General features: G+C 61.4%; 14 protein-coding genes. 5 read left to right on the forward strand and 9 right to left on the reverse strand.

Features of this window, described 5'->3' with window-relative positions:
• Positions 1–111: 111 nt before the first annotated feature.
• A complete protein-coding gene (asd, locus tag ACJ8HH_RS21075) occupies positions 112–1,215 on the reverse strand; it encodes an aspartate-semialdehyde dehydrogenase (protein WP_033636337.1) in 1,104 nt (367 codons plus the stop codon).
• A gap of 193 nt (positions 1,216–1,408) precedes the next feature.
• Here asd and ACJ8HH_RS21080 point away from each other — a divergent pair, with 193 nt between their 5' ends.
• Entirely contained in the window at positions 1,409–2,002 is a 594-nt protein-coding gene (locus tag ACJ8HH_RS21080; RefSeq protein WP_004930825.1) for a YhgN family NAAT transporter, read from the forward strand.
• Between the two features lie 30 nt (positions 2,003–2,032).
• Here ACJ8HH_RS21080 and gntK read toward each other — a convergent pair whose 3' ends face one another.
• From gntK to ACJ8HH_RS21100, 4 genes are all read right to left on the reverse strand, one after another.
• A complete protein-coding gene (gene gntK / locus ACJ8HH_RS21085; RefSeq protein WP_033649350.1) occupies positions 2,033–2,560 on the reverse strand; it encodes a gluconokinase in 528 nt (175 codons plus the stop codon).
• A 101-nt stretch (positions 2,561–2,661) separates the two neighbouring features.
• The gene (gene gntT, locus ACJ8HH_RS21090; RefSeq protein WP_033636339.1) at positions 2,662–3,978 is read right to left on the reverse strand and encodes a gluconate transporter; all 1,317 of its coding nucleotides are present in this window, start codon (positions 3,976–3,978) and stop codon (positions 2,662–2,664) included.
• A gap of 340 nt (positions 3,979–4,318) precedes the next feature.
• Entirely contained in the window at positions 4,319–5,314 is a 996-nt protein-coding gene (gene gntR / locus ACJ8HH_RS21095; RefSeq protein WP_004930833.1) for a gluconate operon transcriptional repressor GntR, read from the reverse strand.
• 290 nt (positions 5,315–5,604) lie between these two features.
• The gene (locus tag ACJ8HH_RS21100; protein ID WP_033636340.1) at positions 5,605–6,300 is read right to left on the reverse strand and encodes a pirin family protein; all 696 of its coding nucleotides are present in this window, start codon (positions 6,298–6,300) and stop codon (positions 5,605–5,607) included.
• A 389-nt stretch (positions 6,301–6,689) separates the two neighbouring features.
• On the opposite strand from ACJ8HH_RS21100, the gene ACJ8HH_RS21105 reads away from it, so the two are divergent.
• Positions 6,690–7,205 (forward strand): GNAT family N-acetyltransferase, encoded by a 516-nt coding sequence (locus tag ACJ8HH_RS21105; RefSeq protein ID WP_039569096.1) that lies wholly within the window; start codon positions 6,690–6,692, stop codon positions 7,203–7,205.
• Entirely contained in the window at positions 7,198–8,379 is a 1,182-nt protein-coding gene (locus ACJ8HH_RS21110) for a P1 family peptidase (RefSeq protein WP_049195626.1), read from the forward strand. The genes ACJ8HH_RS21105 and ACJ8HH_RS21110 overlap by 8 nt, the downstream gene beginning before the upstream one ends.
• A 61-nt stretch (positions 8,380–8,440) precedes the next feature.
• Here the strand turns inward: ACJ8HH_RS21110 and iolE are convergent, their stop codons facing one another.
• From iolE to iolD, 4 genes are read right to left on the reverse strand one after another with little or no spacing between them, the layout of a single operon-like run.
• Positions 8,441–9,337 (reverse strand): myo-inosose-2 dehydratase, encoded by an 897-nt coding sequence (iolE, locus tag ACJ8HH_RS21115; RefSeq protein WP_019455194.1) that lies wholly within the window; start codon positions 9,335–9,337, stop codon positions 8,441–8,443.
• 58 nt (positions 9,338–9,395) lie between these two features.
• Positions 9,396–10,280 carry a sugar phosphate isomerase/epimerase family protein gene (locus tag ACJ8HH_RS21120; protein WP_004930845.1) on the reverse strand — a complete coding sequence of 295 codons (885 nt, stop codon included), beginning with the start codon at positions 10,278–10,280 and terminating at the stop codon, positions 9,396–9,398.
• A gap of 40 nt (positions 10,281–10,320) precedes the next feature.
• Positions 10,321–11,334 (reverse strand): Gfo/Idh/MocA family protein, encoded by a 1,014-nt coding sequence (locus tag ACJ8HH_RS21125; protein WP_033649354.1) that lies wholly within the window; start codon positions 11,332–11,334, stop codon positions 10,321–10,323.
• Between the two features lie 35 nt (positions 11,335–11,369).
• Complete coding sequence (iolD, locus tag ACJ8HH_RS21130) at positions 11,370–13,310, reverse strand: 3D-(3,5/4)-trihydroxycyclohexane-1,2-dione acylhydrolase (decyclizing) (RefSeq protein WP_033649355.1); 1,941 nt, start codon at positions 13,308–13,310, stop codon at positions 11,370–11,372.
• Between the two features lie 544 nt (positions 13,311–13,854).
• On the opposite strand from iolD, the gene ACJ8HH_RS21135 reads away from it, so the two are divergent.
• A complete protein-coding gene (locus ACJ8HH_RS21135; protein WP_039569090.1) occupies positions 13,855–15,786 on the forward strand; it encodes a bifunctional 5-dehydro-2-deoxygluconokinase/5-dehydro-2-deoxyphosphogluconate aldolase in 1,932 nt (643 codons plus the stop codon).
• A gap of 203 nt (positions 15,787–15,989) precedes the next feature.
• Positions 15,990–16,826 (forward strand): MurR/RpiR family transcriptional regulator, encoded by an 837-nt coding sequence (locus ACJ8HH_RS21140; RefSeq protein ID WP_004930856.1) that lies wholly within the window; start codon positions 15,990–15,992, stop codon positions 16,824–16,826.
• The last annotated feature ends 5 nt before the right edge of the window (positions 16,827–16,831 follow it).

Genomic DNA, 16,831 nt, shown 5'->3' on the forward strand with positions numbered 1-16,831 from the left:
TCATTGAAGCAGGGCTTGCGATGACGTTGCCCGACGCGGACGCGGCGAACAAAAAAGTGGAAAATAAGGCTTTAGGGGGCTGAAAGTAGCCAGCCCCCAGGAAGTGCGGGTTTACAGCAGAATACGCAGCATGCGGCGCAGCGGCTCGGCCGCGCCCCACAGCAGCTGGTCGCCCACGGTGAACGCCGACAGGTACTCCGGCCCCATATTCAGCTTGCGCAGACGGCCGACCGGCGTATTCAGCGTGCCGGTCACCGCCGCCGGCGTCAGTTCGCGCATGGTCAGCTCACGGTCGTTCGGGATCACGCGCACCCAGTCGTTGTGCGTCGCCAGCATCTGCTCGATTTCCGGCAGCGACACGTCTTTTTTCAGCTTCAGGGTGAACGCCTGGCTGTGGCAGCGCAGCGCGCCGACGCGCACGCACAGGCCATCAACCGGGATCACGCTGCCGGTGTTCAGAATCTTGTTGGTTTCCGCCTGGCCTTTCCACTCTTCGCGGCTCTGGCCGTTGTCGAGCTGCTTGTCGATCCACGGGATCAGGCTGCCGGCCAGCGGCACGCCGAAGTTATCGGTCGGCAGTTTGCCGCTGCGGGTGGCCTCGGTCACCTTGCGCTCGATATCCAGAATGGCGGAAGCCGGATCCTGCAGCTCTTTCGCCACGTCGGCATGCAGCATGCCCATCTGGGTCAACAGTTCGCGCATGTGGCGCGCGCCGCCGCCGGAGGCCGCCTGATAAGTGGCGACCGACGCCCACTCCACCAGATCGTTGGCGAACAGGCCGCCGAGCGACATCAGCATCAGGCTGACGGTGCAGTTGCCGCCGACGAAGGTTTTGATGCCGTTGTCCAGGCCCTGCTGAATCACCGCGTGGTTGACCGGATCCAGGATGATGATGGCGTCGTCCTGCATGCGCAGCGAAGAGGCCGCGTCGATCCAGTACCCCTGCCAACCGCTGGCGCGCAGCTTAGGATAAACTTCGTTGGTATAATCGCCGCCCTGACAGGTAATAATGATATCGAGCGCGCTCAGCGCGTCGATGTCATACGCATCCTGCAGCGTGCCCTGCTGGCCGCCGAAGGCCGGCGCGGCGGAACCGTGCTGCGAGGTGGAGAAAAAGACCGGGCGAATGGCATCGAAATCGCGCTCTTCCGTCATGCGTTGCATGAGAACCGAGCCGACCATTCCGCGCCAACCGATGAAACCAACGTTTTTCATAATATCTGTGTCCCGCCCGGATAAGGGCTTATGTAGGTGATAACGAGTTGTGTGCAATATCTCCTCACCTTACAAAATGTCGGCGCGGGCGCAAAGTGAATTTATTCGATGGCTGGGGATTTCTCAGCAATCCTTCTTATAGGAAAGGACGCGGCCGGAAAGGCCGAGGCGTTTTCCCGATCACGAGGTCACCATGACAGAGATGATTTCCGCTACGGTATTGCTGTTTTTAATTATGGATCCGCTGGGCAACCTGCCGATTTTCATGTCGGTGCTCAAGCATCTGGAACCGCGCCGCCGCCGGGTAGTGCTGATCCGCGAGCTGCTGATCGCCCTGCTGCTGATGCTGATCTTCCTGTTCGCCGGCGAGAAAATTCTGGCGTTCCTCAACCTGCGCACCGAAACCGTCTCCATTTCCGGCGGCATCATTCTGTTTCTGATCGCCATCAAGATGATTTTTCCCACGCAGGAGGGGAACAGCTCCGGGCTGTCCGCCGGCGAAGAACCCTTCCTGGTGCCGCTGGCGATCCCGCTGGTGGCCGGGCCGTCGATTCTGGCGGCGCTGATGCTGCTGTCGCACCAGTATCCGCACCAGCTGCCCCATCTGGTGGCGGCGCTGTTGATCGCCTGGGGCCTCTCTGCGGCCATTTTGCTGATGTCGAACCTGTTCCTGCGCCTGCTGGGCAGCAAAGGCGTCAGCGCGCTGGAACGGTTGATGGGGCTGATTCTGGTGATGCTGTCGACCCAGATGTTCCTGGACGGCGTGAGGGCTTACATGAAGCTGTAGGCGCCTGGCGGCGCCGACGACGGCCCGCGCTCAGCGGGCGGTGATGCGGTTGATGCAGGCGAGCGTGTCGGCGACCACGCCGTCCAGCGGCTGGTTGATGTCGATCGCCTGCACATCCGGCTCCTGCTCGCCCGGCTCTTCCAGCGTGGCGAACTGCGAAACCAGCATCTGCGGTTTGAAGAAGTGGCCCTTGCGCTGTTTCAGGCGCTCCTCAATCACCGTCTTGTCCCCTTTCAGGTAGAGGAAATGCAGGTTGCGATTGCCTTCGCGCAGGCGGTCGCGATAGCTTTTTTTCAGCGCCGAACACACCAGCAGCGACACCGGATTGGTGCGTTGCATGGCGAAGATGGCGTCGTTCAAGGCCGCCAGCCACGGGGCGCGATCGTTGTCGTCCAGCGCGTGCCCGGCGGCCATTTTGTTGATGTTGGCGCGCGGGTGCAGGTAATCGCCGTCCAGCATGGCGGCATCGGCCTCGCGGGCGACGGCGCTGGCCACGGCGGATTTGCCGCTGCCGGATACGCCCATCAGGATAAATACGTGATTCTGTGGATTACTCATTGTGTCATGCCCTTATGGGAACTGGCGCGAGCGCGCCAAATGCGTCCCGACTGATAAAAATACTCTGGAACGCCGACGCCCCGCAGGGCGCCGGATAAAGATTATACGACCGTCGCCAGCAGCAAGCAGCCCACCAGGCCGCACACCGAGATGATGGTTTCCAGCACCGACCAGGATTTGATGGTTTCCATGATGCTCAGGTTGAAGTACTCCTTGAACAGCCAGAAGCCCGGATCGTTAACGTGCGAGAAGATAACGCTGCCGGAACCGACCGCAATCACCATCAGCTCAGGGCTGACGCCGGTGGTGGCGATCAGCGGGGCGACGATGCCGCCGGCGGTGATCGCCGCTACGGTGGCGGAACCCAGCGCCAGACGCAGCGCGGCGGCGATCGACCAGGCCATCAGAATCGGCGAAACGTTGCTGCCTTCCATCAGGCCGGCGATGTACTGCTCGACGCCGCTGTCCACCAGCACCTGCTTGAAGGCGCCGCCGCCGCCGATGATCAACAGCATCATGGCGATGATTTTAATCGAATCGGTGATGGTGCCCATCACTTCATCCATGGTGCGGCCGCGGTTCAGGCCGAAGGTGAAGATGGCGATCAGCACGGCGATCAGGGTCGCCATCACCGGGTCGCCGAAGAACTCGGCGAAGCGCAGCAGGCTGTGGCCCTTCGGCAACACCATTTCAGCGACCGCGCGCAGCGCCATCAGGATCACCGGCACCAGCGACGTGGCGACGCTGACGCCAAAGCTCGGCATCTCCGCTTCGGTAAAGGTTTTCGGGTTGTACAGGCCTTCCGGTACCGGCTTGTCGATGCCTTTCAGGAAGCGGGCATAAACCGGGCCGGCCAGGATCACCGTCGGGATCGCCAGCAGCGTGCCGTACAGCAGGGTTTTCCCCATATCGGCATGGAAGATGGTGGCGATGGCGGTCGGGCCAGGGTGCGGCGGCAGGAAGCCGTGGGTCACCGACAGCGCGGCGGCCATCGGCACGCCGACGTACAGCAGCGGGATGCGCGCGGAAGCGGCGATGGTGAACACCAGCGGCAGCAGCAGCACGAAGCCCACTTCGTAGAACAGCGCGAAGCCGACGGTGAAGCCGGTCAGCACCACCGCCCATTGAATGTGTTTTCTGCCGAACTTGTCGATCAGCGTGGTGGCGATGCGCTGCGCGCCGCCGCAGTCCGCCAGCAGCTTGCCGAGCATGGCGCCGAAGCCCATGATCAGCGCCAGGCTGCCCAACGTGCCGCCCACGCCGGCCTTGATGGAGCCGATGACTTTATCGACCGGCATGCCCTGTGCGATCCCGACCGCCAGGGCAACCAGCACCAGAGAGATAAAGCCGTTCAGCTTGAAGCGAATCATCAGCAGCAGCAGCAGCGCTACGCCGCCTGCAACAATCACTAATGGCATAATTTTTCTCCAACCTTTTATCGCGACTCTCTTTACGATAGGCGTAAAGCGTGCGGTTGTTTTATTTTTAGGCTCTTTCCCGGTGTTTAAGAAGAGCTGTAGGTGTTGTTGAGTCAGAGGTTCAGTCTTGCAGCAAGATGACCGCACACTCGTTGTTACCGGTATCATGATACCGGTAACAACATGAGCGCCGGAACCGGGTAAGCGGCTAAAATTCGCGTTCTGGGACAGAGATCAAACTTATACCGGCAACGAGCGGCGGGCTTACAGGCGGGATAACCCGCGCGCCTCAGGGCGCGCTGCAAAAAGAAAGGGTGTTAAAACAGAACGTTAAAAGGGCTCAGATACTGCCGCCGGGGATCACGGTGAAACCGACGTCCACCATGCGCGGGCACACCGTTTCGCCGCGCAGCCGGGCCAGCAAGCGCTCGGCGCCGATCTGCCCCATGCGTTCGCGCGGCGTCAGCACGCTGGCCAACTTCGGCACCATCACCTGGCCGATATCATGGCCGTGGAAACCGGCGATCGCCATGTCCTGCGGGATCGACAGCCCCTGACGCTGGCACTCGAAGGCCGCGCCGATCGCCAGGTCATCGTTGGTGCAGAAGATACTGTCGATCTGCGGGTAGTCGCGCTGCGCCTGGCGCAGCAGCTCACCGCCGGCGGAATAGGAGGAAGAGCGTGCGGTCATGATGCTGTACGGCTCCAGGCCGGATTCGCGCATCGCCTGCTCATACCCCTGCTGTTTGATGATGGTACGTTCATCCTGTCGGGCGCCGAAATAGACCACGTGACGGTGGCCGTGCGCGATGATCTGCTGGGTCATCTGGCGCGCCGCCTCGAAGTTGTTGAAGCCCACCGCCAGATCGATGCACGGCGAGACGCAGTCCATCAGCTCCACCACCGGAATGCCCGCCACCTCGATCATTTTCAGGGTGCGTGGCGTGTGATGGCGCTCAGACAGGATCAGGCCGTCGATATTGTAAGAAAGCAGCGAGGTCAGACGCTCTTCTTCACGCTCCGGCAGGTAGCCATAGTGCGCCAGCATGGTCTGGTAGTTGTGCGCGTCGGTGACGCTTTCGATGCCGCGCAGCACTTCGGCGAACACCTGGTTGGTCAGCGACGGCAACAGCACGCCAATCGCCCGGCTGGTGGCGTTGGAGAGGATGTCCGGCGCGCGGTTGGGGATGTAACCCAGCTCATCCAGCGCGACGGCGATTTTTTGCTGCAGGGCGGCAGAAACCTGGTCGGGATTGCGCAGATAACGGCTCACCGTCATCTTGGTCACGCCCACCTTGTCCGCCACATCCTGGAGTACCGGCCGTTTTTTCTTCATTATCAATGAACTGACTAACCGTGAATGGGCAGTCATTTTAGCAAAAAAAACGGCGGGCCGATATTGTCGGTTATGCGACGGCCAACGCAAAAAGGGCTCACAGCGTGAGCCCTTCATACGGTGACAAAGGGGAAAAAGCGTGGTTTTTCCCCTTTGTGATTGTCAGCCGAAAATCAATAAATTGATTTTCCTTGTTTTTATATGCTGCCGGCTTTCAGTCGGGCAACGTCATCAGGCTTGTCGTTAACCTCAAGGGCTCACATCGTGAGCCCTTGAAATTTACCGCCTAATCACACCGGCGGCAGATCGAACAGCAGGATTTCGCTCTCTTCGTCGGCCTGAATCGTCAGACCCGATTCATCCCACACCGCAAACGCGTCGCTGATGCCGGCGGCCTGGCCGTTGACCGAGACCTTGCCGCGCACCACCTGGATCCAAATGCGACGGCCGGCGGCGATTGGGTACTCACCCTGCTCGCCTTTATTCAGCGCCCAACGCGACAACGTCATATCCTGGAACACCTTCAGCGAACCGTCGCGCGCATCCGGCGACAGCACCAGCTGACGGCCCTGCGGCGCGTCGAACATACGCTGCTCGTAGCGCGGCTCCAGCCCGACCTGATCCGGAATGATCCAAATCTGGTACAGGTGCAGCGGACGATCCTGATTGGCGTTGTACTCGGAGTGACGTACCCCGGTGCCCGCGCTCATGATCTGGAATTCGCCGGCCTGGATCTGCTCCTTGTTGCCCATGCTGTCCTGATGCTCCACCGTGCCGCTCAGCACATAGGTCAGGATTTCCATGTCCTTATGCGGGTGGGTGCCGAAACCCTGCCCGGCGTCGATCACATCTTCGTTGATCACACGCAGCGCCGAGAACCCCATAAAGTTCGGATCGTAGTAGTCGGCAAATGAGAAGGTGTGCCAGCTATCCAGCCAGCCATGATTGGCGTGGCCGCGATCTTCCGCTTTGCGTACATAAATCATATTCAACTCTCCTCAATGTTTTTTTACAGTCTAGTCCTGCGGGCAGAATAAGAAAGCGTAAAAAACTCATGCCTCTGTTCAAAAATTTCGATGGAATGAAACGGCGGATTGGCAACGGATTTGTTGAAGGCGGAAGCGGTTGAAAAAGGGCAAAAAAAAAGCCAGCACCCGAGCTGGCTAAGTAAACACTGGAAGCAATGTGAGCAATGTCGTGCCTTCGCAGCGAGAGTATCAAGGGTTGATGCCCTCCCCGGAACGCATCGCAATAATAATCATTATCATTCGCACCTGTAAAGCGTTTTTTTTGACCCGTTGAAATAATATTGACTCAAGGCAGTAAACGGATAAATTCAGAGGTTATTCAACCGGTAAGCAACAGGAGCAGCGAGATGAGCGAGATCGTGATACGCCACGTGGAAACAACGGATGCGCAGGCTCTGCATCATCTTTATTCTCTGGCGCCCGTCTACCGCGATACGCTGCAGCTACCGCTACCGTCCGTTGAGTCTTGGCAGAAGCGCCTCGCCAATCCCGAACCGGGCACGTATAACCTGGCGGCCGTTATCGACGGGCAGCTTGCCGGCCAGTTGGTTGTGATGCTGAATCAGCGGGTGCGCCGCCGCCACGTGGCTACCTTCGGCATCGGCGTCGATCCGCACTACCACGGTAAAGGCGTCGGCAGCCGCCTGATGCAGGCGATGATCGACCTGTGCGACAACTGGGCGGCCATCGAGCGCATCGAACTGGAGGTATTCACCGACAACCCGGCAGCCATCGCGCTATACCGCAAATTCGGTTTCGAGATAGAAGGCACCAGTCGCGCCTATGCCATGCGCGACGGCGTACTGGTCGATGCCTACCATATGGCGCGTTTTCGCTCCGGGCAGCCGCGCGGCGATGCGTAATCTTCCCCACCCGCAGGGGCCGCTGCGCCGGCCCCTGAACATCAACCGCCGAACCTTTTTACAAGCGCTGGCCAGCCTGACCGCCGCCGTCGGCATATTCTCTCCTCTCACCCCATTAGGTGCCGCTATGCCAACTTCCGCCGCCGGGCGCCCAGGCGCCCGCAACCTGATTACCGATGTGCCGGGCCTGAAGGTCGGCGTGGCGCAGGACAGCCGGGTGCGCACCGGCGCGACGGTTATCCTGCCGGACAGCCCGGCGATCGCCGCCGTGGACGTGCGCGGCGGCGGCCCCGCCACCCGGGAAACCGACGCGCTGGGCGAAGACAATTTGGTGCAGACCGTCGATGCGCTGACGTTCAGCGGCGGCTCGGTTTACGGTCTGGCGGCAGCGGACGGCGTCGCTGCCTGGCTGGGGCAACAGGGTAAAGGCTACGCGCTGCGCCCGGCGCCCGGCGTGCCGGTCTCCCCGATCGTGCCCACCGCCTGCCTGTACGATCTGGCCAACGGCGGCGACAAAAACTGGCAGCTCACGCCGCCGTATCGCCAGTTGGGCATCGATGCGGTCGGCAAGGCCGGGCTGAATTTTCCGCTCGGCACCGTCGGCGCCGGCTATGGCGCCATGACCGGCATGGGCAAGCTGAAAGGCGGCCTCGGCTCGGCATCTATCATTGCCGCCAACGGCGCTACCGTCGGCGCGCTGGTGGCGGTCAACAGTTTGGGTGCGGTGGTAGCGCCCGGCACCCGCGCCTTCTGGGCGACGCCCTATGAAATTGACGGTGAATTCGGCAACGGCGGCGCGGCGGCGCTGGCGCAACTGCGCGCCCAGGGCGAAGATTGGATGGAACAAGAGCCGCAGGGCGGCAGAAAGAACACCACCCTGGCCTGCATCGCCACCGATCTGGCGCTGACGCGAGTGGAGTTGAAACGGGTGGCCATCATGGCGCAAGACGGCATGGCGCGCGCTATTCGCCCGCTGCACAGCCCGTTTGACGGCGACGTGGTGTTCGCCCTGTCCACCGGGCAGCGCGAGGTTCAGGGCAGCCGCGAACTGGCGGTGCTGCAAATCGGCGCGCTGGCGGCGGACACCCTGGCCCGGGCGATCGCCCGTGGCGTGCATGCCGCCACGCCGTGGCCAGGCAGCCAGGTTGCAACCTGGCAAACGCTCGGCGGTTAACACGCCGCCATCAAAAAAGGGGCGCCGGCGGCTCCCCTCGAGCTTTATTGACCCTCGCCGCTTAAATGCCGGCGGTTTCCCGAATATAACGGCGCGCTTTCACCGCATACTCGAACGGGTTGGCCAGCGCCGGATCCTGCTCGGCCTCCACCACCATCCACCCTTTGTAACCGCGCTCGTCCAGCAGCTTGAACACCGGCCTGAAGTCGATCACGCCATCACCCGGCACGGTGAAAGTGCCCTTCTTCACGCCATCGAGGAAGCTCAGCTTGTTGGCCTTCACTTCCGCCACCACCTCATCGCGCACGTCCTTCAGATGGACGTGGTTGATGCGCGGCAGATACTTCTCCAGGATCGCCATCATCGCCTGCTGGCTGCCTTCCGAATAGTAGGCGTGGCCGGTATCGAACAGCAGGTAGACGTCGTCGTTGACCATGCTCATGTAGCGATCGATTTCGGCCGTGGTTTGAATGCCGGTGCCCATGTGGTGGTGCAGACACACCTGCATGCCTTTACCGGCGGCGATCTTCGCCAGCTCGTTGTAACCGTCGGCCACCCGCTGCCACTCTTCATCGCTGAAGTACGGTTTCTCTTCGAACACGCCTTTGGTGGTGCCCTGAATGCTCTTGCTCTGCTCGGAGCAGCCGATCACCCTGGCGCCCATGGCATGCAGGAAATTCATGTGGTTGATAAATTCATCGATGGTTTTGTCTTTCTGGCCGTCGGCGAAAAAGGTGCTGAACCAGGCGTTGCAGATCTGGATACCGCGAATGTCCAGCATCGGTTTCAGCACCGCCGGATCGCGCGGGTATTTGCTGCCCACTTCGCTGCCGGTGAAGCCGGCCAGCGCCATTTCGCTGACGCACTGCTGGAAGGTATTTTCCTTGCCCAGATCGGGCATGTCGTCGTTGGTCCAGCCGATCGGCGCAATGGCCAATTTCACGTTGTCTTTATTCATGGTCGCCTCGGTACTTGGAGGGCCGCCGGCGCAAACGCCGCCGGCGAGCCGAATAAGATTATTTACCCAACAGCTCTCTTTCGATGCGCTCTCTGGTCGCCACCGCCTGGCTCGGCATCTTTTCCGGGTAGCCGAACAGCGAAGTGCAGATGATCGATTCGCCGCCGACCTTGAAGCTGCGGTTGGCAAACTCCATGTCGCGCAGCGTCTGGAACAGGGCGTCGAAATTCACCTCGCCTTCGCCGATGCCGACGTGCTGGTGCACCGCGGCGTCAACGCCCGGCGGGTTGACGATATAACGGCAATGCTTGGTGTGGTTCATGGTGTCGGCGATCAGCACGTGGGAAAGATCGTCCCCGGCGTACTGCAGCATGCCGGCCACGTCGCCCTGCCCCTTGTCGTAGTAGAAGGTGTGCGGCACGCTGTAGAGGTATTTGACGTGATCGCTGCGCAGCGATTTCACCAGATCGGCGGTTTCGTTGCTCAGTTCGCAGAAGTCCCACGGGTGCGACTGGATCTCCATACGGATACCCTCGCGCTCGACGATCGGCAGCAACTCCTCCATCGAGCGATACCACAGCTCCTCGCAGATCTCCGGTTCGTTGGGGTTGCCCGCCAGTTCGGTGTTGATCACCTGCACGCCCATTTCCACCGCGATTTCGATCATCCGCCGCCAGTTTTTGACCGCCGCCTGGCGGCGATCCTCCCCCGGCCCGGACCAGCGATACACCACGATAAATGAGGAGATCTCCACGCCGGTCGCTTTCAGGGCGTTTTTATACTCCGCCATGATTTCGCGGCTGGCCTTCGGATGCTTGTAAAACGGGTTGATCTGCGGGTGCGGTGACTGCTCGATGTATTTGTAGCCCCAGTCCGCCACCTGTTGAACCATTTTGGTGACGCCCAAATCCCGGATAACGTCAACATCAAAAGCGATCTTCATGGTCACTCCTCTGCAATCGTGGGTAGGTGGTGCAAGCCGGTTATTTGTTGTAAAACGCCGGGCGCGCCGGCAGGGTCACCGGCACGATTTCGCCGCTGAGCTGGGCCGCCACGCAGGCGTCGGCGGTCACCGCGGCGGCGTAGCCGTCCCAGGCGGAAGGCCCGGTCAACTTGCCCGCGGCCACGTCGTTGATGAAGCCCTGTAGCTCAACGTCATAGGCGTCGATAAAACGATCCTTCCAGTCGGTCAGGATTTCGGTCGACAGGCGGGCGCCGCTGCGCATCTGCACCGAAGACGGCTCCGGCAGTTTGGCGATGCCGGTTTCCCCCACCACTTCACACTGAATATCGTAGCCGTACTGGCAGTTGACGAAGATTTCGACGTCAATGCGCGTGCCTTTGGCGGTTTCGAACAGCACAATCTGCGGATCTTTCAGGTGTGGGAACGCCTTCGGGCTCTTGCGCGGGAACACCACCTGCACCGACACATAGTCGTCGTCGAGCAGCCAGCGCAGCACGTCGATTTCGTGGATCAGGGTGTCGGTGATCGCCATATCGGTGGTGTAGGCTTCGCCGACCGTCGGGTTGCGGTGCGCGCAGTGCAGCATCAGCGGCTCGCCGATCTGGCCGCTGGTCAGCACCTGTTTCAGCGCGCGATAGCCCTGGTCATAGGGGCGCATAAAGCCGACCTGCACCAGCCGTTTGCCGTGCTTCGCTTCGGCATCGACGATGTTCTTGCAGCCCTGCGCGGTCACCGCCAGCGGCTTCTCGCAGAACACCGGTTTGCCGGCGGCGATGGCCGCCAGCACGAACTCTTCGTGGCTCGGCCCCCAGGAAGTCACCAGCACCGCCTGCACGTCGGCGGCCTTAATCAGATCGTGGCCGTTGTCATACACCCGCGCATCCAGCTGCAGATCGCTCACCACCTTGGCGGCGTTGTCGCGGTTGATGTCATTCACCGCCACCACCCGTGCGCCCTGCAACACTTTGCTGCAGCGACGGATATGATCGCGGCCGATGGCGCCGGTGCCGATAACCCCAATGTTCAATGTCATTTTCGCTACCCTCGAGATTTATGTATGAAAACGAATCAGTAATCGCGCGCCTTATCGATGTTTTCCTGCAGCTTGCGCGCCACTGCGACGATTTTCTCGCTGTCGGCCACCTGAGCGCCGCCCACGCGCCACCAGCTGAGATACTTGTGCACCATGGTCTTCGGCAGCACCTTGATATCCAGCAGCGTGGACACGGTCTGCCTGCGGGCGTCGGCCAGCGCATCGAGCAGCTGCTGCTCGGTGGTGACGCGATAGGTTTTGCAACCGTAAGCCGCCGCCAGCATGGCGAAATCGACCGGCACCAGTTTGCCGTCGAGCTTGCCGCCCTGTGGATTACGGAAGCGGAATTCGGTGGTGTAGCTGTCCATGCCGTGTTCCATCTGCAGGTTGTTGATGCAGCCGTTGGTCATGTTGTCGAACAGCATCACGTTGATCTTGCAGCCTTCCTGAATCGAAGTGACCAGTTCGGAATGCAGCATCATGAAGGCGCCGTCGCCCACCATCGCGTACACCTCGCGCTGCGGTTCGGCCAGCTTGACCCCCAAAGCGGCGTTCACCTCATACCCCATGCAGGAGTAACCGTACTCCACGTGATAACCGTGCTCGCCGCGGTTGTGCCACACCCGCTGCAGATCGCCCGGCAGGCTGCCGGCGGCGGCGACGATCACGCTGTCCGCCGGCAGCTCGCGGTTCAGCACCCCCAGCACCCGGCTCTGGGTCAGCGCGGAATCGGTCTGGGCGATAAATTCGGCGAACACCCGCTCGCGATCGAGGTGATCGTCTATCTCCGGCACAAAGCCTGCGCCGCCGTATTCCACCGCGTAAACGCGCTCGGTCTCTTCACGCTGGGCGCTGCGCGCCGCGGCGATGGCGTCGCCCCAGCCGGCGCGGTACTCGGCCTGCGCCAGCAGCGCGCCCAGTTCGCTCAGGGCCTCGCGGGCGTCCGCCAGCACCTGCACGCCGTCGAGCTTGCCGGCGTCAAAGGCGCTGACGTTGATATTGAGGAAGCTGACGTCCGGATTTTGGAACAGCCATTTGGACGAGGTGGTGAAATCGGTGTAACGGGTGCCGACGCCGATCACCAGATCGGCCTGACGAGCCAGCGTATTGGCCGCCAGGCAGCCGGTTTCGCCAATGCCGCCGAGGTTGAATTCATGGTCGCTCGGCACCGTGCCTTTGCCGGCCTGGGTTTCGGCGAACGGAATGCCGAAGCGCTCGGCGAATTCGCGCAGCGCCCGCCCGGCCTGCGAGTATTTCACGCCGCCGCCGCACACCAGCAGCGGTTTGCGTTTGGCCGCCAGCAGCGCCAACGCGTCCGCCAACATGCCGTCGGTCGCCGGGCGACGATCGAGCCGATGCACGCGTTTTTGGAAGAAATAGTCGGGATAGTCGTAGGCTTCACCCTGCACGTCCTGCGGCAGACACAGCGTCACCGCGCCGGTTTCCGCCGGATCGGTCAGCACGCGCATCGCGTTGATGCAGGCGCTCATCAGCTGTTCCGGCCGCACGATGCGATCCCAGTATTTGCTCACCGCGCGGAACGCGTCGTTGGTGCTGATGCTGAGATCGTAAGACTGCTCGATTTGCTGCAGCACCGGATCCGGCTGGCGGGATGCGTAAACGTCGCCCGGCAGCAGTAATAAAGGAATGCGGTTGGCGGTGGCGGTGGCCGCGGCGGTGATCATATTGGCGGCGCCGGGGCCGACCGATGAGGTGCAGGCGTAGATCTGCCGGCGCAGCTTCTGTTTGGCGAAGCCGATCGCCGCATGGGCCATCCCCTGCTCGTTGCGGCCCTGATGCACCCGCAGATCGCCGCTATCCTGCTCCAGCGCTTGCCCCAGCCCCAGCACGTTGCCGTGGCCGAAAATCGCAAAAATGCCCGCGACGAATTTGGTTTCCACGCCGTCGGCCAGCAGATACTGGTTATCGAGGAATCTGACGAGCGCCTGCGCCATGGTTAGCCTGATCTTGCCCATTTACTCACCCTTTAGATTGAGGGCCGCCCCGGAAAGGGCTCGCGCCGAGCCGACAATTCCGTGTTTGTGTTACGCGGCGGCAGCTATTATCTTGAGCAGGCGATGCCCGCTGCTCACGAAGTCGACAACCTGAAACGTGAAGCGATTATAAACAAATATATTTTTCATAAAATCACATTACAGAAGAAACATTTCATTTTGCGATAAAGATCGCATAATGCATGAAAAGCCCGTTTCATCTCGTGGGTCAGCCTTCACTGGCTTCGCGCCACGCACCGGCCAATAAAAGCCGTTGGCTCATGGGCTGACCGCCTTTTACCCTGTCATTTCCCCTCTTTTATGCGCGCCCCGGCCCCCTCCCGTAGCCGTTTCACCGCCTTTTCCCACGCCTCTGTCGATGTTTTAAACGCATCACATTTTTGGGGTGTAAATTTCATTCTATATTGAAATTGAAATTTTCATTCCCCATACTGTCCACATGCTTCCTGCAGGGCGCCACGCTCGGGCCGCCGCCGGAGTTTTGCTTAAACAGAAGGAAACGGGTATGGCTACACAAGAAAAACAGCTTGATGTCATTTGTCTCGGGCGCATCGCCGTCGATTTCTATGCTCAGCAGATCGGCGCGCGGCTGGAAGACGCCGGCACATTCGCCAAGTACCTCGGCGGTTCTTCCGGCAACGTGGCCTACGGCACCGCCATTCAGGGGTTAAAATCCGGCATGCTGGCGCGCGTCGGCGACGAACACATGGGCCGTTTTCTGCGCGAAGAGCTGCAGCGCGTCGGGGCCGATACCCGCTGTCTGATCACCGACAAACAGCGATTAACCGGCCTGGTGATCCTCGGCATCAAGGATCAGGAAACCTTCCCGCTGATCTTCTACCGCGAAAACTGCGCGGACATGGCGCTGACGCCGGACGATATCGACGAGGCCTACATCGCCTCCGCGCGCGCGCTGGCCATCACCGGCACGCACCTGTCGCACCCGAACACCCGCGCCGCGGTGCTGAAGGCGCTGGAATACGCGCGCCGCCACGGCCTGCGCACCGCGCTGGACATCGATTACCGCCCGGTGCTGTGGGGGCTGACGTCGCTGGGCGACGGCGAAACCCGCTTTGTGGAATCGGACCAGGTGACCCGCGAGCTGCAGGAGGTGCTGCACCATTTCGATCTGATCGTCGGCACCGAAGAAGAGTTTCATATCGCCGGCGGCAGCACCGACACGCTGACGGCGCTGAAAAACGTGCGCCGGGCCACGGCGGCCACGCTGGTGTGCAAGCGCGGCGCGCAGGGTTGCTCGGTGTTCGAGGGCGAAATCGCCGACGACTGGGAACAGGTGAAACTGCACGCTGGCGTGCGGGTTGAGGTGCTGAACGTGCTGGGGGCCGGCGACGCCTTTATGTCCGGCCTGCTGCGTGGCTACCTGAACGATGAGGGCTGGGATCAGGCCTGCCGCTACGCCAACGCCTGCGGCGCGTTGGTGGTCTCGCGCCACGGCTGCGCGCCGGCGATGCCGACCAAACGGGAGCTGGACGACTACCTGCTGCGTGAACGGCAGGTCACGCGCCCGGACCGCGATGCGCGCCTGAACCACCTGCACCGGGTCACCACCCGCAAGCAACAGTGGCCGGAACTGTGCGTCTTCGCCTTCGATCACCGCAAGCAGCTGGCGGACATGGCACGCGAAGCCGGCGTCGGCGAGGAGCGCATTCCGCGCCTGAAAACCCTGCTGCTGACCGCGGCGCAACAGGCCGCCGCGCAGGCCGGCCTGAACGGCAACAGCGGCATTCTGGCCGACACCACTTACGGGCAGGCGGCGCTGAACGAGATCACCGGCCAGGGATGGTGGATCGGCCGGCCGGTAGAGCTGCCCAGTTCGCGCCCGCTGCGCCTGGAGCATGGCAATATCGGCTCGCAATTGATCGACTGGCCGCAGGAGCACGTGGTGAAGTGCCTGGTGTTTTATCACCCGCACGACGCGGCGGAACTGCGTCGCGAGCAGGATGAGCTGATCGCCGACGTCTACCGCGGCTGCTGTAAGTCCGGCCACGAGCTGCTGCTGGAAGTGATCCTGCCGGACAACAACCCCGACAAAGACGAACGTTATTACCTGGAGATGATTGAGCACTTCTACCAGTCGGGCATTCAGCCGGACTGGTGGAAACTGCCGCCGCTGAGCGCGGAAAACTGGCGGCGGGTCGGTGCGCTGATCGATACCTACGATCCCTACTGCCGCGGCGTGCTGATCCTGGGGCTCGACTCCCCGGAAGCGGTGCTGAAGGCGGGCTTTGCCGCCGCCGCGGATGCGCGCTGGGTGAAGGGTTTCGCCGTCGGCCGCACTATCTTCGGCCAACCTTCGCGCCGCTGGCTGCAGGGGGAAATCGACGACGCCGCCCTGATCGAGCAGGTGAAACAAAAATACCTGACGCTGATCGGTTTCTGGCGCCAGTACCGCCCGCAGGCGGGCGGCGCGCACTGACAGCGAGAGCAGGTTCACGTCCCCTTAAGGCCATTTCGCCGCTTTAAGGGGATTTTTTTGCCTATTTTCTGTGAAGTCGCGCAATGTGCGATCGAATAAATCGCTTTTTGAGGAAATGAAATTTCCGCTCCGTCTGTTAAAATACCCTGTCAATATTTCAGGCGTCAGGCCAATGCGCCTTCACCCCACTGCGAGCCGAATGGATGAACAACCCAACTCAACTTTCGCTGTTACAGGACGAGATCCGCCACCGTTATGAAACGCTGAGCAAGCGTTTGAAGCAGGTGGCGCGCTATATTTTGGATAACAGTAACAGCATCGCTTTCGATACCGTTGCCTCCATCGCCGCACAGGCCAGCGTGCCGCCTTCCACCCTGATCCGTTTCGCCAACGCCTTCGGCTTCAGCGGCTTCAACGAAATGAAGCAGGTGTTCCGTCAGCATCTGATGGAAGAGACGGTGAACTATACCGAGCGCGCGCGCCTGTTCCGCCAAACCTCTACCGACGACAACGTCGCGCCGGAGAAACCGGCGGAAATTCTCAACGTATTCACCATGGTCAACGCGCAGGCGCTGCAGCAACTGGCGATGCAGATCGCCCCCGAGCAGCTGGATCGCGCCGTCGAACTGCTCAACAACGCCGAAAACATCTACGTGATCGGCCTGCGCCGTTCGTTCAGCGTCGCCTCCTATCTCACCTATGCGCTACGCCATCTGGAGCGCCGCGCGTTTCTTATCGACGGCCTGGGCGGCATGTTCACCGAACAGCTGAGCATGGTGAAACCGAAGGACGTGGTGATCGCCATCAGCTATTCGCCGTACGCCCGCGAGGCGGTGGAACTGGTGGAATTGGGCGCCAAGCGCGGCGCGCAGCAGATCGCCATCACCGACAGCCAGGTCAGCCCGCTGGCCGCCTTCAGCGACGTCTGTTTCGTGGTGCGCGAAGCGCAGGTGGACGGGTTCCGTTCGCAGGTGGCCTCGATGTGCCTGGCGCAGACGCTGGCGGTTTCGCTGGCGCTGAATAACGCCCGGGACGAGTAAGGCTG

Origin of the sequence: Serratia sp. CY32780 (assembly GCF_052169135.1) — a bacterium.
Taxonomy (GTDB): Bacteria; Pseudomonadota; Gammaproteobacteria; order Enterobacterales; family Enterobacteriaceae; genus Serratia; species Serratia sarumanii.